Origin of the sequence: Pectinatus sottacetonis (assembly GCF_015732155.1) — a bacterium.
Classification (GTDB): Bacteria; Bacillota; Negativicutes; order Selenomonadales; family Selenomonadaceae; genus Pectinatus; species Pectinatus sottacetonis.
In genome coordinates this window covers 255,768-280,000 of the sequence record NZ_WIQK01000001.1, presented here as the reverse complement: position 1 = coordinate 280,000, position 24,233 = coordinate 255,768, and the positions used below count along the sequence as shown (strand labels likewise).

The 24,233-nt window shown below is 36.1% G+C and carries 20 protein-coding genes and 2 riboswitches (1 of these 22 only partly in view); of the genes, 4 read left to right on the top strand and 16 right to left on the bottom strand.

Going from position 1 to position 24,233, the window contains the following annotated elements:
* Positions 1-219: the 3' end of a DUF1847 domain-containing protein gene (locus I6760_RS01195; RefSeq protein WP_196592715.1), read on the top strand. It extends 387 nt beyond the left edge of the window; only the last 219 of its 606 coding nucleotides appear in the window; the start codon falls outside the window, past its left edge; its stop codon occupies positions 217-219.
* Positions 220-226: 7 nt separating this feature from the next.
* Here I6760_RS01195 and I6760_RS01190 read toward each other — a convergent pair whose 3' ends face one another.
* The 16 genes from I6760_RS01190 to ileS form a co-directional block, all read right to left on the bottom strand.
* The gene (locus I6760_RS01190; RefSeq protein ID WP_196592713.1) at positions 227-1,393 is read right to left on the bottom strand and encodes a YibE/F family protein; all 1,167 of its coding nucleotides are present in this window, start codon (positions 1,391-1,393) and stop codon (positions 227-229) included.
* 93 nt (positions 1,394-1,486) lie between these two features.
* On the bottom strand, positions 1,487-3,040 hold the full coding sequence (locus I6760_RS01185) for a purple acid phosphatase family protein (protein WP_196592712.1): 1,554 nt from the start codon (positions 3,038-3,040) through the stop codon (positions 1,487-1,489).
* Between the two features lie 91 nt (positions 3,041-3,131).
* Positions 3,132-3,629 carry a folate family ECF transporter S component gene (locus tag I6760_RS01180; protein ID WP_196592711.1) on the bottom strand — a complete coding sequence of 166 codons (498 nt, stop codon included), beginning with the start codon at positions 3,627-3,629 and terminating at the stop codon, positions 3,132-3,134.
* 63 nt (positions 3,630-3,692) lie between these two features.
* A riboswitch (THF riboswitch) is annotated at positions 3,693-3,794 on the bottom strand.
* Between the two features lie 51 nt (positions 3,795-3,845).
* Positions 3,846-4,328, bottom strand: a complete 483-nt coding sequence (locus I6760_RS01175; protein ID WP_196592710.1) for a Mini-ribonuclease 3 — start codon at positions 4,326-4,328, stop codon at positions 3,846-3,848.
* Positions 4,328-5,761, bottom strand: coding sequence for a cysteine--tRNA ligase (gene cysS / locus I6760_RS01170; protein WP_196592709.1), 1,434 nt, complete (start codon positions 5,759-5,761; stop codon positions 4,328-4,330). Before cysS ends, I6760_RS01175 begins: the two co-directional genes overlap by 1 nt.
* A gap of 7 nt (positions 5,762-5,768) precedes the next feature.
* Positions 5,769-6,494: a serine O-acetyltransferase gene (gene cysE / locus I6760_RS01165; RefSeq protein ID WP_196592708.1), complete on the bottom strand. Its 726-nt coding sequence runs from the start codon at positions 6,492-6,494 to the stop codon at positions 5,769-5,771.
* Between the two features lie 86 nt (positions 6,495-6,580).
* Complete coding sequence (gene gltX, locus I6760_RS01160) at positions 6,581-8,044, bottom strand: glutamate--tRNA ligase (protein WP_196592707.1); 1,464 nt, start codon at positions 8,042-8,044, stop codon at positions 6,581-6,583.
* A gap of 87 nt (positions 8,045-8,131) precedes the next feature.
* Entirely contained in the window at positions 8,132-8,605 is a 474-nt protein-coding gene (gene ispF / locus I6760_RS01155; RefSeq protein WP_196594708.1) for a 2-C-methyl-D-erythritol 2,4-cyclodiphosphate synthase, read from the bottom strand.
* A complete protein-coding gene (gene ispD, locus I6760_RS01150) occupies positions 8,605-9,372 on the bottom strand; it encodes a 2-C-methyl-D-erythritol 4-phosphate cytidylyltransferase (protein ID WP_196592706.1) in 768 nt (255 codons plus the stop codon). Before ispD ends, ispF begins: the two co-directional genes overlap by 1 nt.
* A gap of 224 nt (positions 9,373-9,596) precedes the next feature.
* Positions 9,597-10,712, bottom strand: a complete 1,116-nt coding sequence (locus I6760_RS01145) for a PIN/TRAM domain-containing protein (protein WP_196592704.1) — start codon at positions 10,710-10,712, stop codon at positions 9,597-9,599.
* 313 nt (positions 10,713-11,025) lie between these two features.
* A complete protein-coding gene (radA, locus tag I6760_RS01140; RefSeq protein WP_196592703.1) occupies positions 11,026-12,393 on the bottom strand; it encodes a DNA repair protein RadA in 1,368 nt (455 codons plus the stop codon).
* 150 nt (positions 12,394-12,543) lie between these two features.
* Complete coding sequence (locus tag I6760_RS01135) at positions 12,544-15,087, bottom strand: ATP-dependent Clp protease ATP-binding subunit (protein WP_196592702.1); 2,544 nt, start codon at positions 15,085-15,087, stop codon at positions 12,544-12,546.
* A gap of 5 nt (positions 15,088-15,092) precedes the next feature.
* Positions 15,093-16,166 carry a protein arginine kinase gene (locus tag I6760_RS01130; protein WP_231036025.1) on the bottom strand — a complete coding sequence of 358 codons (1,074 nt, stop codon included), beginning with the start codon at positions 16,164-16,166 and terminating at the stop codon, positions 15,093-15,095.
* The gene (locus tag I6760_RS01125; RefSeq protein WP_196592701.1) at positions 16,166-16,714 is read right to left on the bottom strand and encodes a UvrB/UvrC motif-containing protein; all 549 of its coding nucleotides are present in this window, start codon (positions 16,712-16,714) and stop codon (positions 16,166-16,168) included. The genes I6760_RS01130 and I6760_RS01125 overlap by 1 nt, the downstream gene beginning before the upstream one ends.
* Before the next feature lie 2 nt (positions 16,715-16,716).
* Positions 16,717-17,172 (bottom strand): CtsR family transcriptional regulator, encoded by a 456-nt coding sequence (locus I6760_RS01120; RefSeq protein WP_196592700.1) that lies wholly within the window; start codon positions 17,170-17,172, stop codon positions 16,717-16,719.
* 204 nt (positions 17,173-17,376) lie between these two features.
* A complete protein-coding gene (gene ileS / locus I6760_RS01115; RefSeq protein WP_196592698.1) occupies positions 17,377-20,487 on the bottom strand; it encodes an isoleucine--tRNA ligase in 3,111 nt (1,036 codons plus the stop codon).
* A 583-nt stretch (positions 20,488-21,070) separates the two neighbouring features.
* A riboswitch (cyclic di-AMP (ydaO/yuaA leader) is annotated at positions 21,071-21,203 on the top strand.
* A 44-nt stretch (positions 21,204-21,247) separates the two neighbouring features.
* Between ileS and I6760_RS01110 the strand changes: the two genes are divergently transcribed.
* The 3 genes from I6760_RS01110 to I6760_RS01100 all read left to right on the top strand — a co-directional run bounded on the left by I6760_RS01110 (position 21,248) and on the right by I6760_RS01100 (position 24,157).
* A complete protein-coding gene (locus I6760_RS01110) occupies positions 21,248-21,877 on the top strand; it encodes a C40 family peptidase (protein ID WP_407947304.1) in 630 nt (209 codons plus the stop codon).
* 270 nt (positions 21,878-22,147) lie between these two features.
* Positions 22,148-23,566 (top strand): sensor histidine kinase, encoded by a 1,419-nt coding sequence (locus tag I6760_RS01105; RefSeq protein WP_196592696.1) that lies wholly within the window; start codon positions 22,148-22,150, stop codon positions 23,564-23,566.
* Positions 23,567-23,572: 6 nt separating this feature from the next.
* Positions 23,573-24,157 (top strand): ANTAR domain-containing response regulator, encoded by a 585-nt coding sequence (locus I6760_RS01100; protein WP_196592694.1) that lies wholly within the window; start codon positions 23,573-23,575, stop codon positions 24,155-24,157.
* The last annotated feature ends 76 nt before the right edge of the window (positions 24,158-24,233 follow it).

Below are 24,233 nucleotides of genomic sequence, written 5' to 3'. Positions count from 1 at the left end.
CCTAAATTTCAAGCTAAATTTTTAGCGGAAAATAATGTGGAACTTTATATTTCATGTGGATTATGTGTAGGTCATGATACAATTTTTAATAAAAATTGTCCAGGACCTGTTACTACACTGGTGGTAAAAGATCGATTATTAGCCCATAATCCATTAGGTGCTATTTATTCACGTTATTGGAAAAGAAAATTAGGTATTATGGATGATGGTGAGGTTTAAAATAAATTTATTTATGCCGTAATATAGAGAAAATTTTTATATTAAAAAAATTTTTAGTCTGCCATTGTTTGATATAAACAGGAAACCAAGCTGAAAAAACTGCTGTTATTGGTACTGTTAAAATAACACCAAAGCTTCCTGACAAGCCCTGCATCAGTTCAATTCCTATGGCATTGGAATTGATTAATTGCAAATAGGGAAGGGCATATACATAGTCAAGTACCCACATACCTAATGAGCTGCCAAAAAATGCCAGAATCAGGGTTGAAGACATTGTTCCCATTACATCCCTGCCTACATTCATGCCACTGGTAAAAAGCGTATACGGAGTCATTCCTTTATTATGACGGCTTAATTCAAAGACTGCAGAAGATATGTCCATGGCTATATCCATGACGGCTCCCAAACTAGCGAATAATATTCCAGCAAATAATAATTCACCTACATTTATAGGTGTGTTTTGCTCAATAAAAAGCAGTGATTCTATATTTGAAACATTGTAACCTGATAAAGAAGCACTCCAGCCGAACAATAAAGCGGCTATGCATGCTGTTGAAATACCACAGAAAGAAGCTGCTACAGCTACCAGAGATTTTATAGTAGGACCATTTATTAAGTAAATGGTCGAAATAAGAATGATAAAAGAAGTTAGCACTGCTGCCATAATGGGGCGTACTCCATGCATTAGCATGGGAAAAAATAAGAATATAAAACAGGTAAAGGTAAAAATCAAGGCAATAGATGATTTGATTCCCTTTCTTCCGCCGATAAGGCAGAGCAATAGTAAGAATACACCAATAAATAAAAATAATGGTTTAGATCTATCCATACTATAAACTGTATGAATAGCAGTATTTCCGATATAGCTGGAAATTACCACTACTTCCATATTGGGGTGACAGATTGTACCAAATAACATTCCATTGGGACAGTTAGCTTTAATAATGTTACCGTTATTTAATTTTAAAAGTACAATTTGATCACCAATGCGGCTGCCATTTTCCTGAATATTATCACGCAGGATTTTTATTACAGAAGCTTTTTCAAAAGTTCTTCCGTTGGTATTTACTAAGTGCGGTCTTTTAACCTGACCATAAGTGTATATATTTAAAGCTGTTATTGCTAATAAAATTATTAGCAGAAAGCGATATAAGAATTTACGGTTTTTTTTCATAAATAAACTTGTTATCCTTTACCAGATTATTTTTTGTAAAAGTAAATACGGAAAGAAATTATTTTCTTTCCGTATTTTAAAATGGAGCTTTGTTCAATCTTTGATAATGCTGTATGTTTTGTCAATCGGAGTGCCGGTCATGGCATCATAAGTATTGATGGTGAATTTATCTGCAGTTACATTAATTACAGAATAAGTTGGACGCCAGGTCTGGCTGCGGGCAGCTATATAGTCCTGCTGTAATGGCAGGAGATTATAGTATTTTGATCCTGTAGCTGAGTTTGAAGACATATAAAAAGTTCCCTTAGGGTTAACTAACGTACCCTGTTGCATATCTTTTATAGTATAGCATTTATTTTCTGCCAGATAATTTTGTTTTATATTTTTATCTTTTAAGGCTTCATTTAATATTTCGTGGCTTTGTCCGCTTTGACCCATTTTAAATTTTGCGAAATCAGGAATCTGTTGTCCATTGCTGCTGAGTTGGTATGTTCTGGCATAGGTATGATCATGCCCCTGGAGAACAACATCAATATGGTTGGCATCATAGATCGGGGTTAATTGGGTACGCAGAAGCATTCCGTCTGAATCAGAGTGATCAAGGCCGCTTCCGTATATATCCTGATGCATAACAACGATGCGCCATTTTTTATTTGGGTATGCAGCAATAGCTTTTTTAATAAGGGCTTCATGGTCGGCAGCATTGTAATTATTAGCGTTAATAACCATAAACAAGACATTTCCATATGTATAATAATATCCATGGCCTGCTTTTGTGGGACTGCTTTCTTCCATAAAAGGATTTGGGACATTAAAGTGATTTTTATAACCAGTGGTCATGCTGTCGTGGTTGCCAATGCTTGTTGCTTCTGGTAAATTACGTAAAACAGCAGCCGATAAATAACCAGCATATTGATATTCCTGTAGTTGAATTTTTTTAGGGTCATTATCAGCTGCAGGTTCATTTATCTGGTCACCGGGAGAAACTAGAAAGTTTATTTCAGGGTGCTGTCTTATAGCAGAATTCAGAGTTTTATTCCAATTGTAAGAATCATTTCTTGCGGCCAGATCCTGTGTCTGGAAGGTGCCTTCAGCTGAAGTCTGTTTTTTAGAGGCACCTATTTGCGGATCACCGACATACATGAAGGAAAAATTATTGGGATTACCGGTTTTGTATTCTTGGGGAGATTTCCACTGATCATCAATTTTTACTTGATACCAGTACTTCTGTTCTGGTTTAAGTCCGGTGACTTCAACTTTGTTAGTATAATATTGCTGATCATTTATTATAGTACCTTTTTCGCAGGTACCATAAAAATTTTTAGCATCAGCCATGTTTTTATTTTTGCTGACACGTACTTGAGCAGTATTTGTACTATTCTTGGAATACCAGCCAAAGTTTAGACGTGATGCATCTGCACCTGGAGCAAAAGATACTTGTTCATAATCTGTTTTGATCTTGTCCCAGTTATTTTTCCACAGCTGCCAGTCTGTTTTATTACTCAGCTGGGTTTTTACTATCTGGGCGGGAGTCAGAGAGGCATCATTCCAGTGGTTTGTTGCAGCAAGACCTATACCAGTTGAAGTAACGCATAGAGCAGCCAGAGAATATGCTAAGAGCATGTTCTTTTTTCCCATAATTTTCATAAAAAAACTCCTTATATAATATATTATGATAATCTCAAGTTTAATATATCATATAAGGAATTTTTTTTGTTAGTGTTTTATTAAGGTTATGTTATTTTATATATGGCTTCATAGTTTTATATATAAGGTAACATAGGAAACTGTGGATTGGTAAAAATATAATACTTTTAATAAGGCGCCCCCAGATAAATGCAGAAGCAGCCTTGTTGTAAAGTATAGACAGCCACAATGTATTAAGGATAGTGTCTATAAGAAGAAAAGTAATAAAAAAACATAAGAATATTTTTTTTAAGGTAAGGTTTTTTTTGTGTAGGAAAAAACCTAGTATTAAACCGTTAAAGAAACTGCTTATAGTGAATCCTGGGAAATATAATCCTGGAACTAATAGTATACAGCCTAATATATCAGCGACAGCTGCCATTAATGCACAATGTATTGGACCAAGAATCATAGCGTATACTGCAATGGGAAGGAAACCAAAATCAATACGGATAAAAGGAGTCTGAATAGCAAAAATATGCGTAAAAATAATTGTTAGCGCAATAAAAACACCAGTTAAAACAAGTGTTTTTGTTGAAAAATGACGCATAAAAAACACCTCCATATGCTTAGCAATACGTTGCTACATATGGAGAGGTATTCTCTTATATGCAGCAGCGGGATGCAGTGGCTGTATCGCAAACTTTTTAAGTTTTTCGTTCAGATGTCAACTCCCCGTACATCTGACACTTAACGCACAGTCACTTACTCTGCTAAATATTATATTTTATTTTATTTAATAACACAGCTGGAACATGATATAAAATCATATTTTTTGTTCATCATGAATTATTTTTATGATGATTTGAAAAGTTTTTTCACATATTTCATTTAAGCGTGTCGTATTTTCATTCAACTGCAGATGACCGATGATTGCTTCAAATCCGGTACTTGTATGATAGTCAGCTACACTTGATGCACGTGGGGCATGAGATTTTGCATTATAGCCGCGGTGAAATATTTTTTGTTCCTCTGGTGTCAAATATTTTTTCAAAGATTTATAAGCTTTTGCCTGATAAGTGGCAGAAACTATCTTTGCACTGAAATCATTTAACACTTGCACTTTGTTTTGTTCAAAAGAAAGCAACCGTGTACGCACAAATAAATGGAAATATGCATCACCGATATAAGCCAATATTAACAAGGGTAGTTTATCGGTGATAATTTTATCATAATGTGGTTTGATATTGCCGGTAGCATCTGTTTCAAATATATGACTGCATAGGTATTGATAATGAGCAAAACGCATTAATTTTTCCACCTGGCACCAGTAGGTGAATCTTCTATTGTTATGCCGATATTTTTTAATTCGTCTCGTATTTTATCAGAAATATTCCAGTTTTTATTTTCCCGAGCATCCTGTCTGACTGATATTATTATGTCCATTAGTTTATTAATAAGTTGGGAATTTTCCTGTTGTCTGGAAGGGGAATTTTGTAAAATACCGAGAATATCTGTCATTTCATTAAAAATAGTGATTATTTTAGTAATATTAGCCTTATCAGGTGTAATTTCTCCAGTAACTACGGCTTGATAATATATATTTATTTTTTTTGTCAGGTCAAACATATTAGCAAGAGCCAGAGCTGTATTGAAATCATCATTCATGGCATCATAAAAGTTTTTCTTTGCTTCACAGGCGTAGGAAAATAATGATGCCGCAGTGTTATTGTTTTCTTGTGCAGTTTTGCTGAGCTCATCTAATGTTTCCCTAGCATTATTTAATCGCGCTAAGCTTGTTTGGGCTTCGTTTAAACGTTCATCACTGAAGTCAAGCGGACTGCGGTAATGAGTGGCTACGAGAAAATAACGTAATACTTCAGCAGGATATTTTTTCAAAATATCTTTGACAGTGAAAAAATTATTTAAGGATTTACTCATTTTTTCCTGATTTATCGTTATGAAACCGTTATGAAGCCAGTATTGCGCAAAAGAATGATCATCACAGCAGTAAGCCTGTGACTGGGCTATTTCATTTTCATGGTGTGGAAATATAAGGTCACTGCCGCCACCGTGAAAATCAAATTTTTTGCCTAGATATTTTAAGGACATAGTAGAACATTCTATATGCCAGCCAGGGCGACCTTTACCCCAGGGACTGTCCCATGAAGGTTCGTCTGGTTTAGCACTTTTCCATAAGGCAAAATCCATTGGATGATGTTTGCGTTTATCTACTTCAATCCTAGCACCGGCCTGCATATCGTCCAGTTTACGACCACTGAGTTTGCCATAACCGGGAAATTTTTCTACACTGAAGTATACATCACCGTCTATTGTATAAGCAAATCCTTTATCAATAAGACCTTTAACCATATTAATAATATCGGGCATAGTTTCAGATACGCGCGGATATATATCAGCATGTATGATATTGAGTTTGTCCATCACTTCAAAATATCCTTTAATATACTTATCAGAAATATCTTTCCATGTTAAGTGTTTTTGGTTGGCTGTACGGATTATTTTATCATCAATATCTGTGAAATTTTGGACGTGTTTGACTTTGTAACCAAGTTTACGCAAAAAGCGTTTAATGACATCCCAGGTGACGAAAGGTCTAGCATTACCTATATGAGGGTCATTATATGGAGTTATGCCGCAGACGTAAATACTAGCTTGTCCAGGAATAACAGGATGGAATTCTTCCTTTTTTTTAGTTAGAGTATTATAAACTTTAAGCATTGTATCCTCATTTCTTTTCTAAATTTGCTACTTTTTCTTCTAAGTCCTTAACTTTTGTTAGAAGACCCTTTATCATATCAAGTTCTGGATCGGGAAGTTTATCATGAGCCAAATCAACATCAAGCTCTTCAGCCAGTTCTTTTTTTAAAGCATCAGAATAAACTTTATTTTTTAATGTTTCATCGGGAATAGAAGGTTTATTTATCCGCTTGCCTTTCATTAGAACAACTCGGCCCGGAATACCTACGACAGTAGCATAAGCAGGTACTTCTTTTAAAACTACGGAACCAGCACCTATTTTGGCGTGGTTGCCCACGCTGAATGATCCAAGGATCTTAGCTCCAGAGGAAACGACGACATTGTTGCCAATAGTAGGATGCCGTTTGCCTTTTTCTTTACCGGTGCCGCCTAAAGTTACACCCTGGTATAAAGTTACATTACATCCCAGCTCAGCTGTTTCTCCGATAACAATACCAGTGCCGTGGTCTATAAATAAACCTGGGCCGATTTTAGCACCAGGATGGATTTCTATTCCTGTTAAAAAGCGGGCAAAGTTGGATATTAAACGGGGCAGCAAAATAAATTTATGCTGGTAAAACCAATGGGCAATGCGATATAACCATATAGCATGCAGCCCTTGATAACAGAGAATGACTTCCAAAATGCTTCTGGCGGCAGGATCACGCTCAAAAACTACTCGGATATCTTTTTTTAACATATGTAATAATTTCATAGCATTCTCCTAAAGAAAAAGATGTGTAAAAAAACATTATAAATTGTTTTAAAACACACCTTTAATTTCCAGTAAATAATTCTTAATTATAGTGTGGGCATGGTTTTTTGGATACGTTTTAAAACACGATCATGTCCGAGAACTTCTATTATTCCAGCAAGATCAGGTCCGTGCATTTGTCCGGTTATAGTAATACGGAGAGGCATATAGACCTTTTTTCCGCTAATTTTAAGTTCTTTGGTTATTTGTTTAAATATGGGCTGGATGTGTACAGCATCAAATCCGTCGATAGTATCAAGTTTCTGTTTGAAAAGTTCTATTACAGATGGTACGGTTTCGTCATTTAGTGTTTTTTTCATTTCATCATCAGTAACCAGAATATTATCATTAAAATATAAATCCGCAAAATCAAGAAATTGGGCACCATAACTTAAATGGTCACGGATAATTTCCGTAAAACGTACTAATTTCGCCATTTCTTCAGTTGGCACGGCAGTTTTTAAATAACCTTTTTCAACGAGATGGGGAATAGCCATCATAGTAATTTTTTCCGGGCTGAGTTTTTTCATATATTGTGCATTAAGCCAGTTTAATTTATCAATATCAAATACAGCTGGATTTTTAGCTACATGATCCATTGAAAAAACTTTAATTAGTTCATCTAAAGAAAAAATTTCTTTTTCGTCTTGTGGCGACCAACCTAGCAGAGCTAAAAAGTTGACAAGTGCTTCCGGCAGATATCCTAAATTTTTATATTGTTCGACTGAAGTAGCACCGTGGCGTTTGCTCATTTTAGAATGGTCTTTCCCTAGAATAAGTGATATGTGGGCAAAGATAGGAACTTTAAAACCCAGTGCATGATAGATTACGACTTGACGTGGTGTATTGGAAAGATGTTCTTCCGCCCGTACAACATGCGATATTTTCATGAGAGCATCATCTATAACTACGGCAAAATTATATACAGGTATGCCATCGGCTTTTACTATAACGAAATCCCCAATGCCATTGGAATCAAATTCCATATGACCGCGAACCATATCATCAAATTCCACCGTTTGATTTTCTGGTGTGCGAAAACGTATGGTAGGTTTTCGTCCTTCTGCCTTGTATTTTGCTATTTGTTCCTGAGTTAGGTTACGACAATGACCTTGATAAATGGGCATTTTATTTTCCTTCATCAAAGTTTCGCGTTCTTTTGCTATTTCTTCTTCTGTACAGTAACAGTAGTAAGCTTTTCCCTCATCGAGCAGTTTTTGGGCATATTTTTTATAAATATCAAGGCGTTCCATTTGATGATATGGACCATATTCGCCTCCGACATCGACACCCTCATCCCAAGTTAAACCAAGCCATTTCAGAGCCTCCTTGATGTTTTCCTCCGATTCCTTACTGGATCTTACTCTATCGGTGTCCTCTATGCGTAAAATAAATTTACCTTCTGGATATTTTCTGGCAAGCAGCCAATTAAAAAGAGCGCTGCGGGCTCCACCGATGTGGAATGGACCGGTTGGGCTGGGAGCGAAACGAACTCTGATTTGTTCTGACATTTATTTATTACCTCCAATAATACGTGTAAAGTATATTTTATCAGAAATAGACTTATACTACAATGATTAATCATATATATAACCGTTTTAGTTGTCAATAAGTGCCACTGCTTTAGCAGCGATGCCTTCACCTCGGCCAGTGAAACCCAGACTTTCCTCGGTAGTAGCCTTTATATTTATCTGTTCTATATTTATGGATAAAGCCATGGCAGTATTTTCCCGCATAGCCATGATATAAGGTGCCATTTTTGGCTTTTGGGCAATTATGGTAGCATCAATATTAATTATTTTATAATTATGTTGCTGTAGTTGTTCATTTACTTTTGTTAAAAGAATCATACTGGAAATATCTTTGTATTTATCATCTGTATCGGGAAAATGCTGCCCTATATCGCCTAAAGCTGCTGCTCCCAGGAGAGCGTCAGCTATAGCGTGTAATAGTACATCAGCATCAGAGTGTCCCAGAAGTCCCTGGGAAAAAGGAATATCGACACCGCCAATTATTAATCTGCGGTTAAAAGCTAATTTATGAACATCATAACCTGAACCTATTCTCATTATTACAGCCTCGTTCTTAATAATTTTGTTTTCATATCTTCAAAAGCATTAGATATAGCACTGGAAAGTTCGGATTTTACCTTGGATACGGCTTTTTTACCTAAAATAGCCTCAGCAAATATTAAATCATCTGGAGAAGTAATTTTTATATTTTTATAATCACCCATGACAATTTTTACAGGATGATGAATATGTTCTATTAGACTGGCATCATCTGTTCCTAAAAAATTATCACTGCGAGCCTGTTCATATGCTTTCATAAGCAAATCTTTAGAAAATCCCTGTGGGGTTTGCATCATCCATAAAGTTTTGCGGTCAGGTGTATTAATAACGAAATTTTCGTTGTTAATTACTTTTATCGTATTTGTAACTGGGACAGCAGCTACAGCTGCTTCAGAACGTTTAACTTCATCAATGACATTCTTTATAACGGCAGGACTGATGAGCGGGCGGGCAGCGTCGTGGACTAAGATAATGTCAGCAGCAGCAGGAACGGACATAAGTCCGTTATATACAGAGTACTGTCGTTCTGTGCCACCGATAACAACTTTACAGGGCTTAATGCCTGGAATGGCTTTTAATACTTTACTGACTGCTTCTGCTTCCTCAGGAGCAGCTACTACAACAAAGTTATCAACAAGACTGCAACGGGAAAAACTTACCAGCGTGTGAATTAAAATAGGTTTATCAGATAAGGCGGCAAAAACTTTATTAAAAGAAGCGCCCATGCGCTTGCCTTTTCCAGCAGCCGGGAAAATAGCTGTAATCAATTTATAATGTTCCTCCGTGTATTTTCAAAAAGCTGCGATATCAACTATCGCAGCATATTAGTTTCTTGATAAAACTTTTATTAAAATCAAGAAATTTTAATAAAAGTTTTATTTGTCAGTTTTATAATAATATTTGCAGCAAAATATCATCGCTTATTTTAGATAATTCATTTTATTATATCGTGTAGAGAACAAACTATATAAATGGTATATTAAAAATATTATTATTTAGGTTTAGCAAAAATCATACGTCCGGCTGCCGTCTGTAACACAGAAGTAACGGCAACCGGCAGAGTTGTATTAATGAATTTTCTGCCACCCTCAACGACAATCATTGTTCCATCATCAAGATAAGCTACACCTTGGCCTTGCTCCTTACCATCTTTTACGATAGTAACAGTCATTGTTTCTCCCGGAATAACAACTGGTTTTAATGCATTAGCAAGTTCGTTTATATTTAAGACAGGAACACCTTGTAAATCAGCTACTTTATTCAGATTATAATCATTAGTTATAATTTTTCCATTAACTACCTGAGCCAGCTTGATAAGTTTAGAATCGACTTCTGTAATATCATCAAAGTCACGTTCATCAATTTGTACAAACATGTCAAATTCAGTTTGAATCCTTTTTAATACATCAAGTCCGCGGCGTCCTCGGGTTCGTTTTAATAAATCAGATGAATCAGCTATATGCTGCAGTTCCTCCAGGACAAAAACCGGGATTAGTAAAATCCCCTCAATAAAGCCACTTTGGCATATATCAGCTATGCGTCCATCGATTATTACGCTGGTATCAAGCAGCTTATAAGCCTTTTTTTCTGTTATGCTTTCTGGAATATTTTTTTTCTCACGTGATTGTTCACGAAAAAGGCGGGGAAATAAAGCTACTATTTCATCACGTTTTTTTATTGTTATATGAATACCGAGATAACCAAGTACGATACTGAACACAATAGGCAGATAACTGCCTACTATAGGAACACCGGAAAAAGCAGCTCCCAGCAGATTAGCGATTATAAGTCCTATTGCCAGGCCGCATACTCCGGCAATGACATCATGAATTTTCATTTTGTTAAGCTGGATCTCTACCCAGTTAGAGAATTTTTTTAATAAAATTATAAGATACGGAGAAACTATATAACCGATGATTGCACCAATGATAATACCCAATAAACCAATTATAAGGTGGGCAAGCGTAATACCAAAAATGCTTAAATCGATGTTAAGGTATTCTGTACTTATAACAAGGGCAATTAAAGGACTTATTAATTGGACAATAGCCAGTCCAAAAATAGCAGCTAGAATTATTATAGAAACGCGTAATATTTTTTCTAACACAGACTCATCTCCAAAGTTAAATAATATAGGATAAATATAATATAATTGCGTATAATAAAAATGATTTAATATATTCCACCTTTAGCATTATAAAGATAAAACATAGAAATACATAGAAATACATAGAAATACATAGAAATATAATACTAAATGGGAAGTGTTTTGTCAAAAAAGAAAAGAAACTGTCACACTAAGTTTTATACTTTTAACAAGTAGAGGATGATATTTTCCTGACAGCATATACTTGAATAAATATAATGCTGTTACATTAGCTGTGACAGTTTTTATTACTTTTTATGATAAAATTTATTCATTATTGAAAAACTATTTTTAAAGCTTCCTTTATGTTTTTTACGCCATAAATAGCTACATGGGGGATTTTTCCAATAGTCATAAGATTTTTCTGGGGAACGATAACATTTGTAAATCCTAATTTGCAGGCTTCTTTTACGCGGATATCAGCGCTATTTACAGCTCTTATTTCACCGGATAAGCCAACTTCACCAAATACTATTGTTTTGGGTTTTACTATTTTATTAGTAAAACTTGATGTAAGAGCTATACATAATGCTAGGTCACATGCTGGTTCATCAATTTTTATCCCACCGGCTATTTTCACATAAACATCACATGCTCCCATACTGAGATTAACTCTTTTTTCCAATACAGCCAATAATAGCTGTATTTTTTTTATGTCAACTGAATCTGAAGTCCGTCGTGGTGGGATATAAGGAGTAGCAGTGACCAGAGCCTGAATTTCTACAAGCAGAGGACGTGTACCTTCTACAGTAGGAGTTATGATGATACCCGAATCAAGGATTGTTTCTGATAGGAATAATTTGGAAGCATCAGGAACATCAATAAGGCCAATATCACGCATTTCAAACAGACCTATTTCATTGGTGCTGCCAAAGCGATTTTTGATTGCCCGTAGAATGCGGAACTGAGCATTGCGTTCTCCCTCAAAATAAAGAACTGTATCAACGATATGTTCCAGAACACGTGGCCCGGCCAGAGTACCATCTTTAGTAACATGTCCGATTATAAATACTGCAACCCCATTTGTTTTGGCTATTCGTAAAAGTTCAACAGCACATTCGCGTACCTGACTGACACTGCCAGGAGCACTTTGGATATCAGGTCGGAATATAGTTTGGATGGAGTCAATGACCAGCAGATCAGGCTTATTGGTTGTTACATTATCATTAATGTATTCCATATTGGTTTCGCTCAAAACCATCATTGTATCGGAAAGTGCATGTATTCTGTCTGCCCGCATACGGATCTGCTGTAAGCTTTCTTCTCCAGTAATATAAAGAACTTTTTTCCCTTGAGATACATATGAACATACCCGCAGGTTTAGGCTTGATTTACCAACACCGGGATCTCCTACCATTAATACCATACTACCGGGAATAATTCCCCCCCCGAGTACTCGGTCAAGTTCGCTTGAACCAGTGGTGAAACGAGGTGATTTTGCCAAAGAGATTGCTGATAAAAGCTGGGGCTTTTGCATTTCTCCCTTGTTCAGTCCTAGCGATAAGCCATGTTTTGCCGTAGTTTTTGCAGTTTCTTCGACCATAGTGTTCCAGGCACCGCAGCCGGGACATTTTCCCATCCATTTAGGAGCATTATAACCGCATTCCTGACACACAAAAAGGGTTTTCTTTTTTACTGGCAATACAATCATCGCTCCTTATTTTTCTGGATAAATTGAAAAAATAGTTTATAAAAAGAACGTATCAACCAAAATGCAGCTGCAAAAAAATTGAGAAAAAAATTGAGAAGTTTTTTTAATACTGAATCATTGCGTGATAACAGATCTTTTTGGTTATTCATTGTTTTTTAAATCAACAGCAGGTTTATTAGCTGTTGTTTCTGCATCAGGTTGATTTTTGCTGGAAGCATTGGTATTGATTGTTTTTTCCTTATGAAGAGAAAAAGTTAAATTATCATTTTTCTTATTATAAGATATATCTATTGTATTTCCTGCTGTGAAATTTTTATTTAAAATATTTTCTGCCAATTCATCTTCTAAATATTTTTGTATGGACCGTTTCAGTGGCCTTGCGCCAAATTTAGTATCAGTTCCCTTATTTAATAAATATTGTTTTGCCGTTTTATCAACAATAATTTTAATGCCAATATTTTCGATACGCTTTTTGACATCCAGCAATAAAATATCCACTATTTTCAATAGACTGTCTTTATCCAGCGGTTTGAATACGATAAGTTCATCAATACGATTTAAAAATTCTGGTTTAAATAATTTTTTCACTTCTTCCATTATTTTCTTAGAACCGGATGAAAAATCGTTATCTTTGTCATTACCAGTATTAAAGCCCATTGTGGAAGAATTTCTTAAAAATTGAGCGCCAACATTTGAAGTCATTATGATAACAGTATTTTTGAAATTAACAGTACGGCCTTGTCCATCAGTTAATCGTCCGTCTTCCAATATTTGCAGAAGAAGATTAAAAACATCAGGATGAGCTTTTTCTATTTCATCCAGTAATATTACTGAATATGGTTTTCTTCTGACAATATCAGTAAGCTGTCCGCCTTCTTCATAGCCTACATATCCCGGAGGTGCTCCAACCATGCGTGAAACAGTATATTTTTCCATATACTCCGACATATCAAAACGTATCATGGCATTTTCATCACCAAACAATACTTCAGCTAATGAACGTGCCAGTTCTGTTTTTCCTACCCCTGTGGGGCCGAGAAACATGAATGAGCCTATAGGCCTTTTAGGATCTTTCAGACCGGCCCGTGCCCGGCGGATTGCCTTAGATACAGCAGTGACAGCTGTATCTTGTCCAACAATACGTTTGTGGATAATATCTTCCATGTGCAAAAGGCGCTTTGCTTCTTTATCAGCCAGGCGTTTTGCCGGAATGCCAGTCCAAGATGCCACAACGTCAGCTATATCATCAGCAGTTACTACAATTTCTTTTTCCTCCTTTTTTTTAAGTTCTTCTAACGCTGATTTTAATGATTGTTTTATTTTGCTTTCTGTGTCGCGAATACTGGCTGCATGTTCAAAGTCCTGGGAATTAATAGCATTTTTTTTATCGACATTAAGTTTATCAAGCTGTTCCTTAAGTTGTTTTAATTCAGTAGGATAAGAAATAGTAGATAATCTGACCTTAGAAGCCGCTTCATCCATAAGATCAATGGCCTTGTCGGGTAAATAGCGGTCAGTTATATAGCGTACTGATAATTTTACAGCTGCTTTTATGGCATCATCAGTTATTTTTGCCTGATGGAATTGTTCATATTTGCTGCGGATACCAAATAAAATATTTATCGCATCTTCTTCATTAGGTTCATCAAGCAAAATTGGTTGGAAACGTCTTTCTAAGGCAGAGTCTTTTTCGATGTATTTTTTATATTCATTTAAAGTCGTTGCTCCGATTACTTGAATTTCTCCGCGCGATAAAGCTGGTTTTAAAATATTGGCAGCATCAATCGAGCCTTCCGCGGCTCCTGCGCCGATCAGCGTATGCAGCTCATCTATAAATAAAATAATGTTGCCTGCCTGTGTAATTTCATCAATGATATTTTTCAGCCGTTCTTCAAATTCACCCCGATATTTGGCACCAGCAACGATTGAAGTCATACTTAGACTCATTATACGCTTGCTTGCCAGTGATTTAGGCATTATACCTTCAAGCATGCGCTGGGCCAGCCCTTCAGCTACAGCTGTTTTTCCTACGCCGGGTTCACCAATCAGCACAGGATTATTTTTAGTACGCCGTAGCAGTATTTGAATGACACGTTCTATTTCCTTGTTACGCCCGATTACAGGATCAATTTTATTTTTTAGTACAAGATCTTTTAGATCACGGCAGTAACGATTTAAAAAGGGAGTCTTTTTTACCGATGATGTATTACTGTCAGGAGTAAGTTCCTCATTAGAATTCAAATCATGCAGGCCATCACCAATCATATCCATAATTGTTGCGCGGATTACATCCAGTTCTGCTCCAAGAGAAATAAGCACCTTGGCAGCAATAGCATCTTTTTGTCCGACGATCCCTAGTAGGATATGTTCCGTTCCTATATAATCTTGTCCCAGTGTATGGGATTCTTCTTCGGCTAGACTCATGACAAGTTTGGCAAGCGGTGTATATGTTAAAGGGGAGCTTGATAATATAGGCGGAATGATAATAATATTATTGAGGCGGCTTTTTACCATATCACGTGTTATGCCTAAAGATGCTAATGCCTTGGCAGCTACTCCTTTATTTTCTTTGGTAAGTCCGAGTAGTATATGTTCAGTACCAATATAGCCGCATCTTTGTTTATTAGCTTCATAGCTAGCTAGTTCAAGTACCTTCTCAGCACTGAATGTTAATTTGTTATTCATAAAAATCACTCCCTTATAGAGTTACTTGATATTATCTCACGGGTTATGTCAGCTCTTTTTTTATCAAGTTCACGTTGTGACATAGTTTCTTTTTCTTGTAAATTGGCAAGATAATTATTTCGTCCCGCAATAATTAATTTATTAAAAACAGCTGCGTCGACATTAGTGATTATTTTTTCATCTATGCCAATACGCACATTGCTTGCCAAAGATAGTAATTCTCTAGCAGAAAGACTGCGGGCATATTTTAATATACCTAGAGCCCGCCATGCTTGGTCACATACCTTATCTTCAGCATAAGATAAAAGAGCCTTTCGTGCTTCCCGTTCATGGGAAACAATTTCCTGCACAGTTCTTGTCAGATTTTCGATTAATTCCTTTTCACTAAATCCCAGTGTTAATTGGTTGGAAACCTGAAATAAATTTCCATAAGCAGTATTGCCAAATAAACCGCGTACTGCTAACCCCAGCTGAGGTGAAATATTGATTATTTTGCCAATTTGGTTAGTAGTAGTAAGTCCGGGGAGATGCAGTGTTACAGAAGCCCGGAGTCCTGTGCCAAGATTAGTAGGATAAGCTGTGAGATAGCCCATATTATCATCAAAAGCGATATCATATTTTTTTTCAATGGCGTCATCTATATTAAACACAAGCTTAAGTGAATCAGTAAGATCAAGGCCGCTTTTCATAGATTGTATACGCAGGTGATCATCATCATTGATGGCTATAGCAACATTATTGTCAGCACTAACAATAAGAGATCTTGCCTCATTATGTTTTATAAAATTACTGCTTATGAATTGTTTTTCTACAAGAACATTTTTTTTCAAATTTGTAATCTTATCCATATCTATACAGACAAAATTTGTTTTTGCTGCAGCAGAAATATCGTCAAGAGTATTAAGAACTCTTGTTTTAGCTTCTGTCAATTGGGTACTAGAGGCTCTATTGGGAAATGGGAGATTTTTAAAATTACGGGAAAGACGTATGCGGCTTGATAAAATAATATCACTGTCAAGGCCATGACCGTCCATCCAGGATACATTATTATCGGTAAAAATATTTTGTAGCAGCATCATTAAGCCCCCTGTTTGTTTTTAAGTTCTTTTTCTAAGCGGTGTATGCAGTCACGCACCTGAGCTGCTTTTTCATACTCTTCATTGGCAATATACTGCTGTATCTGTTTACGTAGTAAAGACAGTTCCTGCTGCATATTCAAGGTCTTACCGGCCCGATGAGGAATTTTGCCCGTATGTTTGCTTGAACCGTGAATACGGCGAAGCAATGGTTCTAATCTGGCCCTAAAAGTATCATAGCATACACTACAGCCAATTTTTCCGGTTTGGGCAAAATCAGCGTAAGTCATGCCACAGGCAGGACAGGCATATTCTTCATTGTCAGCAGTTTCCTGTTCATTTTCAGCAGCAGGAGGTGTATTGTGGAAAATTCCTGAAAGAAAATCATTGATGGAGAAAAATTCAGGTTGATTTTCTGATTCTTCCTGCATGATGAAATCACCATAGCGGGCTGCACATTCTTCACAAAGATAATGATCTATTTTTTTATTGCCGTTTATTTGCGTGATATGGATACAAGCTTCATTCTTTTTACAGTTATCACATAACATTGTTATTCCTCCTCCGCGAAGTCAGCCAGAGTCACAAATATAGAGCGTAATAGTTCAACTCTGTCTGGTGGTGAAAATTTATCATAAATATTATCAAAAAATTGGAGGAGCAAAGCCGCTTCCCGATTTTTTATCATACTATGTCTTAACATATAATCTATCATATTATGCAAGTCTTTTACAGTAGTATCAGTATTTATTTTATCAATCAGATTACTGTAGACTAAATCCTGCAATGGTACACGTGTGATTCTTATAAATCCTCCTAGTCCTCTTCGTGATTCAACTGTGAATCCTTTGTCTGAAGTAAAGCGGGTATTTAATACATAACTAATTTGCGAAGGAGCACATTCTATATCATTGGCAATATCGGCACGTTTTAAAATTATATTGCGGTTTTGCTGTGCGGCTAAACGCTGTAATATATAGCTTTCAATTAGATCGGCTATGTTACTCATACAAATCACCTTCATATCATACTTTTATTATATTATATTTGACTTTTTGACTTTTTTCAAGTAATTTATAATAAATAATAAAAAACTATTGCAAAATGAAAATTTATTTATGGCAGGATTTTGTAAAATCTGTAATATTATAAATAAAAAATAAAACTGTCGTAGTAAATTTTTTACCACGACAGTTTATTCACATGAAGATAGTTATTTTATTCCAAGAGTGACTCTTTCACCATTTATATTCCATTCTTTAGTAAAACCATCGATTTCATTTATTTTTATAGAATTGGCAAGAACGATTTTACCTATTTCAGTCTTATTGTTAGCTGCTATATCAGCGAGTTTATTATTACCATTAACATAGACTGTTATGCGGTCGGTTACTTCAAAACCATTTTCTTTACGCATAGTTTGAATTTTACTGATTATTTCTCGAACAAATCCTTCCTCGATAAGTTCAGCAGAAAGTGTTGTCTGTAAGGCTACAGTCACGTTATTGTAACTTTCTGTAGCAAAACCTTCAGTTTGAGTTACTGATATTTCCACATCTTCACGTGCCAGAGTAAAATCACCGGAAGACAGTGTTATCTTTAAGGTGCCATTTTTATCAAGTTCATCTTTAGCAGCATGTCCATTGAGGCTGCCAAGGACTTTTTTTATTTCATTTATTTTTCGGCCGGCTTTTGGTCCTAAAATTTTAAACTGGGGTTTAAAGCTATATGATAGATATTGTTCCATATCATCCTGGAAATCAACATTTTTTATGTTAAGTTCATCAGCAACAATAGCTTTATAAAAATCATTTAATACAAAAGGTGCTTTTACAAACATCTGTCCAATAGGCTGACGATTTTTGATATTAGCTGTATTGCGTGCGGCTCGTCCCAGAGATACTATTTCTAATACCAATTCCATGTTTGTTTCCAGTTCTTTATCGATATATTCTTCCTTAGCAGCAGGAAAATCACATAGATGGACACTTTCCTTGGCATCAGGATAAGAATTTCTTACCAGATTTTGGTAAATAGTATCCGTGATAAAAGGAATCATAGGTGCAGCGAGCTTAATAAATGTAGCCAATGCCGTATAAAGTGTCATGTAGGCATTTATTTTATCCTGAGTCATATCTTTGCCCCAAAAGCGTTCGCGACTGCGGCGTACATACCAGTTAGAAAGCTCATCAACAAATTTCTGTAATGCCTTAGCTGTTTCTGTTACGCGATAAGCAGATAAATCATCATCAACGATTTTAATAAGGCTGTTTAGTCTTGACAAGAGCCATTTGTCCATGACGGAAAGCTTTTTATATTCCAATGTATAGTCAGCCGGATTGAATTTATCAATATTGGCATACAAAATGAAGAAAGCATATGTATTCCACAATGTTCCTAAAAATTTACGCTGACCTTCCTGGACAGCGTCATCGTGGAAACGGTTAGGCAGCCAGGGAGCACTATTTTCATAAAAATACCAGCGGATAGCATCTGCTCCATGTTTTTGTAATGCTTCCATTGGTTCTACAGCATTTCCCTTTGATTTACTCATTTTTTGGCCATTTTTATCTTGCACATGGCCAAGAACGATTACATTTTTATAAGCAGGTTTATCAAATAACAACGTAGAAATTGCGATTAGAGAATAGAACCAGCCGCGTGTTTGATCTACTGCCTCTGATATAAAATCAGCGGGAAAAGTTTTTTCAAATATAGCCTTGTTTTCAAAAGGATAATGCCATTGGGCAAATGGCATAGCACCAGAATCAAACCAGCAGTCGATAACTTCTGGTACACGATGCATCTGTTTACCACAGTGAGGGCATTTTATAGTAACACTGTCAAGAAACGGGCGGTGCAATTCAATATCATCAGGACAATTGTCAGACATTTGTTTTAATTCTTCGATAGAGCCTATAGAATGCTGATGTCCACATTCACATTCCCAGATATTAAGCGGTGTACCCCAATAACGATTACGGCTGATACCCCAGTCCTGGACATGTTCTATCCAGTCGCCGAAACGTCCCTTGCCGATTGTTGGGGGAATCCAGTTGACCATATTGTTATTTTTTATTAATTTGTCACGCACAGCAGTCATTTTAATAAACCACGATTCACGGGCGTAATAAATAAGCGGGGTGTCACAGCGCCAGCAGTGGGGGTAACTATGTTCAAAGACAGGGGCATCAAATAAAAGCCCTTTTTCTTTGAGATCCTTTAAAATAAGAGGATCGGCTTTTTTTACAAAAACTCCAGGCCAGTCAGTATCTGCTGTTAAGCAGCCTTTAGAATCAACAAACTGGACAAAATCAATACCATATTTGTGGCATACACGGGAGTCATCTTCACCAAAAGCAGGAGCCATATGAACTATGCCGGTACCATCTTCAGTTGTAACATAATCATCACAAGTAACATAAAAACATTTTTTTGTTACTTTACCGACAGCATAGGGATATAGAGGTTCATATTCCCTGTATTCCAGATCTTTACCAGTAAAATGATCTAAAATGACAGCATCTTCGCCTAAGACTTTTGTTACTAATGGCTCCGCCATATAATATGTATATTCGTCATGCTTTACCTTTACATAAGAAACACTAGGATTAACACATAAAGCCAGGTTCGAAGGCAGTGTCCAGGGAGTTGTAGTCCAAGCAAGAAAATAGGCATTTTCTCCTTTGACTTTAAAACGGACGATGGCAGAACGTTCTTTTACATCCTTATAGCCTTGTGCTACTTCATGGGAAGACAATGGTGTGCCACAGCGCGGGCAGTAGGGTACGATTTTATGGCCTTCATATAGCAATCCCTTTTCCCAGATCGTTTTCAGTGCCCACCACACAGATTCTATGTATTTATTGTCATAAGTTACATATGGGTTATCCATATCTGCCCAGTAGCCTACAGTGCGGGAAAACTGTTCCCACATACCTTTATATTTCCAGACACTTTCCTTGCATTTTTCTACAAAAGGTTCAATACCATATTTTTCTATTTGGTCTTTACCATCAAGACCGAGGGCCTTTTCTACTTCTAGTTCTACGGGCAGACCATGCGTATCCCAGCCAGCTTTACGTATAGTTTTATGTCCCTTCATTGCCTGAAAACGGGGTATCATATCCTTGATTACACGTGTCAGGACATGTCCGATATGGGGTTTGCCATTTGCTGTAGGCGGGCCGTCATAAAATGTAAATATATCAGATGTATCACGCTGATCGATGCTTTTTTGGAAAATTTTATTATCATTCCAAAATTTTTCAATATTTTTTTCACGTTGTACAAAATTTAAACTGGTTTCTACCTTTTCGTACATAATTAGTCCCCCAATTAAAAATTACCTGCAGTTTTGTGGAAATAAAAAAGCCCTCATCCAAAACAGGATGAAAGCTTAGCTTGTCATTGACCACCTATTTCACATACTAACATATGCAACCCATTTAACGGTGGGAACCGATCCAGCTTACTAAAACCATAAGTGCAGTTGATTCAGCCGACAGCTCAGAAGTGATTTAAAAAAATATATACTGGCACCGATCTCACACTATCATCGGCTCGCTGGAGCGTTCTATTATTTCTTTTGTCTTCGTCAAAGCATTTCATTTTTTAAACTATGATTGATATAATAACACAAAATTATTTTAAATTCAAACAAAATTCATGTTATCATTGTAGGAATGTCAAGGATATTCCTACTTATGTTTAAAATAAATAAAGCAGCTAATTTATGAAATTTTCTAAAATTAAAATTATGGAAGAAAATATTTTTCGATGATATTGGATATAGCTTAGTACAGCATAATTAATTTTTATAATAAAATTAAATAATCAGATAAATTAATAAATTTGAAAATTCAGCTTGATTTTTCTTCTTTTTCCTAGTAAAATATAGAGCATGAGTAAATTAAAAACCGAATCCAACTCAGGAACGGGGGAACCAATTTAGGGGTGAATGTTGTTTTTTACAAGGGCCGGTTTCTTCTTCTGTCCCTAATCCGACAGCTAACCTCGTAGGTAATAAAAAAAAAGAGAGGAGTGACCTTTTGAGTAAGATAATACGCTTAGTAGCATTATCTATGCTGTTTATGTGCTGGTTTTCCGTTGCCAGTGCGGATGCTTTCCGTACAGGTGATCAGGGAAATCAGGTAGCAGAGATTCAAGGGGAACTTGCAAATTTAGGTTATGATGTTGTAGCGGATGGTGATTTTGGTCCAGCTACGAAAGAAGCAGTAAGGGAATTTCAAATTTCGGCAGGATTACCTGCAGATGGATTGGTAGGCCCTCAAACTTATCAGGCATTAATGGGAAGAACTATGCCGGAAGTAAGTCGTGGCTCGAATTATTATGCACGCCGGATAATTCAGACTTCACTTCAGTACATAGGAGTTCCGTATGTATTTGGCGGAACCACGCCGAATGGTTTTGACTGCTCTGGATTTACTCGTTATGTATTTGCTAATGCCGGTATTTCCTTGCCGCGCACTGCTGATGCACAGTATGAAATGGGGTCACCGGTATCGTATGATGACTTAATTGCTGGCGATTTAGTATTTTTCTCCACATATGCTTATGGTGCATCTCATGTAGGTATATATATGGGTGAGGGTAAATTTATTGATGCGTCCACTAGCCGTGGTGTAACGATTGACAGATTGGGCAGCGGATATTGGAGTGCTCACTATATAGGAGCTCGCAGAATTATATAATATGTTTTGTTGTACAGGGGGAAACGCAGTGTTTCCTCTTTTTTTATTTGCTATAAGTGGAATGTTTTTGTTATAATATGTAAAATAAATTAAATTAATACTTAATATATATAATAAAAGTTATCTGATAATGATATATGCTGATAATGGAATGTTTATATTAGTGTAAATTAATTTCATTATTGGATTTAAACTAATAATAATGGTGTACAGCAGGTGAATGCACTTTGTTTTGTGGAAATAGGATAATTTTGTGGAGTTGGGGGCAATATGGAGAATAATATATTAGATCTATGCCGTAGTAATACGAATCTCACAGCAATGCGTATAAACCTTCTGCAGCGGATAAGTACGACACTGCCATTTATAGCAGATTTAATAATGGCTAATATAGGCTTATATGTGCCGGCAAAAGAAAAAGATAAATTTTTAATAGTAGACTATGTCAAGCCACATACAGCATATACTCCTTTTCATCGCAACAGAACTGGGGTGATGCGAAAAAGTCAGGAAGAACCCTTGATAAAGTATACAATGAGTACAGGTAGGAGTATGAGCGGCAGGCGGGAATGGAGTTGGGGGAAATTTATTGAAATGCATACAGAACCAATTTTGGATTCATTAGGTGTTGCTGCAGTCGTAAGCTTTGAAATGGAACCTTCTGTTACAAAAATAGATGGATATTCTTATTTATACCGTACAGCCTGTTCTTTGCTTTCCTATTCGCATAGGGAATTGGACAGTTATATGTTTAGGCCACTTGCAGCCAGCGATGGTATTATAATTGCGGATAAGAATAACCGGATAGTTTTTGCTAATGCAGCAGCTATACGTATTTATAATATACTCGGCGTTATAAATCTTATCGGGTATCATTTATTTGACCATCAACTGTCAAGCCGGATAATAAAAGAAACAATTTCTAGTAATAAACCTTATGAAAAAGAACTTACTTCAGACAGTATAACAATAGTAAGAAGAGATATCCCTATAAAGCAAGGGGGAAGTTTATTGTGTCGTATAGTTATAGTGTCTGATGTTACTGAAGTCAGGAAAAAAGATAAGGAAATATTGATAAAATCTGCAGTTATACAGGAAATACATCATCGGGTAAAAAATAATCTTCAAACAATTGCCAGTCTGCTGCGCTTGCAGGCCAGAAGAAGCCAGTCTCAGGAAGTAAAAGATGCTTTAAGAGAAAGTGTCAATAGAATTTTAAGCATTTCAGTTGTACATGAATTTCTGTCACAGCAACAGGAAGAAATGATAGATGTCACCAAGGTGACACGTAATATATTGAATCTTATTGCCCAGAATATGCTGCGGCCTGGTTTCAAGCTGACTACAGAATTTTCGGGAGGAACAGTAATATTACCATCACAACAGGCTAGCAATCTGGCACTTATTGTAAATGAGCTGATCTTAAATTCTCTGGAACATGCTTTTGTAAACAAGGATGAAGGGCTGATAGGCCTTAATATTATTCATACAGAAGCAGATTATATTATTGAGTTATATGATGATGGATCAGGCCTGCCCAAAGGATTTGAAACAAAAAAATCTAAATCATTGGGATTGCAGATAGTAAAAACATTAATAGAAGATGATATGAATGGTAGATTTGAATTGTATAATAATAAAGGGACACATGCCAGAATAACTATTCCACGTAATATTAGAGGTGAATAAAAATTTATGGATAAATTGAAAATAATTATAGCTGATAATGAATCAATTATAAGAATGGATCTTAAAGAAATTCTGGAAGAGGCAGGCCATGAAGTGGTAGGAGAGGCAGTTAATGGTAAAAAGGCTGTTGATCTGACCCGAAAGTGTCAGCCTGACTTGGTTATTATGGACATAAAAATGCCAGAAATGGACGGCATAACTGCAGCTAAAATAATAGGTGATGAAAAAATAGCGCCGGTCCTTTTATTGACAGCCTTTAGCCAGTCTGATATTGTGGAAAAAGCAAAACATTCAGGTGTATTGGCATATCTTGTAAAACCAGTGCGGGAAGATAATTTATTTCCTGCTATAGAAATTGCTTTGACTCGATTTAAAGAAATTCAAACACTGGAATTAGAATTAAGTGATGTCAAAAATTCATTGGAAATGCGAAAAATATTAGACAGGGCAAAGGGAATTTTGATGGATGCATATAATTTGAATGAATCAGAAGCTTATCGTCGTATTCAGCAGTATAGCATGGCTAAACGTCGGACAATAAAAGATGTTGCTGAAGCCATAATTCGTTCTGCTTTGAAAAATAAACCATGAATATTGGTTTAAGTTATCTTTTAAAGGAAAATAATAAACAATATTTATTATAACAATAAATATTGTTAAAAAATAT

Coding starts and splice junctions, on each gene's coding strand:
- ileS (WP_196592698.1), bottom strand. CDS start 20,487: ATGTACGAAAAGGTAGAAACCAGTTTAAATTTTGTACAACGTGAAAAA.
- I6760_RS01110 (WP_407947304.1), top strand. CDS start 21,248: ATGCTGTTTATGTGCTGGTTTTCCGTTGCCAGTGCGGATGCTTTCCGT.
- I6760_RS01185 (WP_196592712.1), bottom strand. CDS start 3,040: ATGAAAATTATGGGAAAAAAGAACATGCTCTTAGCATATTCTCTGGCT.
- I6760_RS01100 (WP_196592694.1), top strand. CDS start 23,573: ATGGATAAATTGAAAATAATTATAGCTGATAATGAATCAATTATAAGA.
- I6760_RS01130 (WP_231036025.1), bottom strand. CDS start 16,166: ATGATGCTGCTACAAAATATTTTTACCGATAATAATGTATCCTGGATG.
- cysE (WP_196592708.1), bottom strand. CDS start 6,494: ATGAAATTATTACATATGTTAAAAAAAGATATCCGAGTAGTTTTTGAG.
- cysS (WP_196592709.1), bottom strand. CDS start 5,761: ATGCTTAAAGTTTATAATACTCTAACTAAAAAAAAGGAAGAATTCCAT.
- I6760_RS01190 (WP_196592713.1), bottom strand. CDS start 1,393: ATGAAAAAAAACCGTAAATTCTTATATCGCTTTCTGCTAATAATTTTA.
- I6760_RS01125 (WP_196592701.1), bottom strand. CDS start 16,714: ATGTTATGTGATAACTGTAAAAAGAATGAAGCTTGTATCCATATCACG.
- I6760_RS01175 (WP_196592710.1), bottom strand. CDS start 4,328: ATGCGTTTTGCTCATTATCAATACCTATGCAGTCATATATTTGAAACA.
- I6760_RS01120 (WP_196592700.1), bottom strand. CDS start 17,172: ATGAGTAACATAGCCGATCTAATTGAAAGCTATATATTACAGCGTTTA.
- gltX (WP_196592707.1), bottom strand. CDS start 8,044: ATGTCAGAACAAATCAGAGTTCGTTTCGCTCCCAGCCCAACCGGTCCA.
- I6760_RS01105 (WP_196592696.1), top strand. CDS start 22,148: ATGGAGAATAATATATTAGATCTATGCCGTAGTAATACGAATCTCACA.
- I6760_RS01180 (WP_196592711.1), bottom strand. CDS start 3,629: ATGCGTCATTTTTCAACAAAAACACTTGTTTTAACTGGTGTTTTTATT.
- I6760_RS01135 (WP_196592702.1), bottom strand. CDS start 15,087: ATGAATAACAAATTAACATTCAGTGCTGAGAAGGTACTTGAACTAGCT.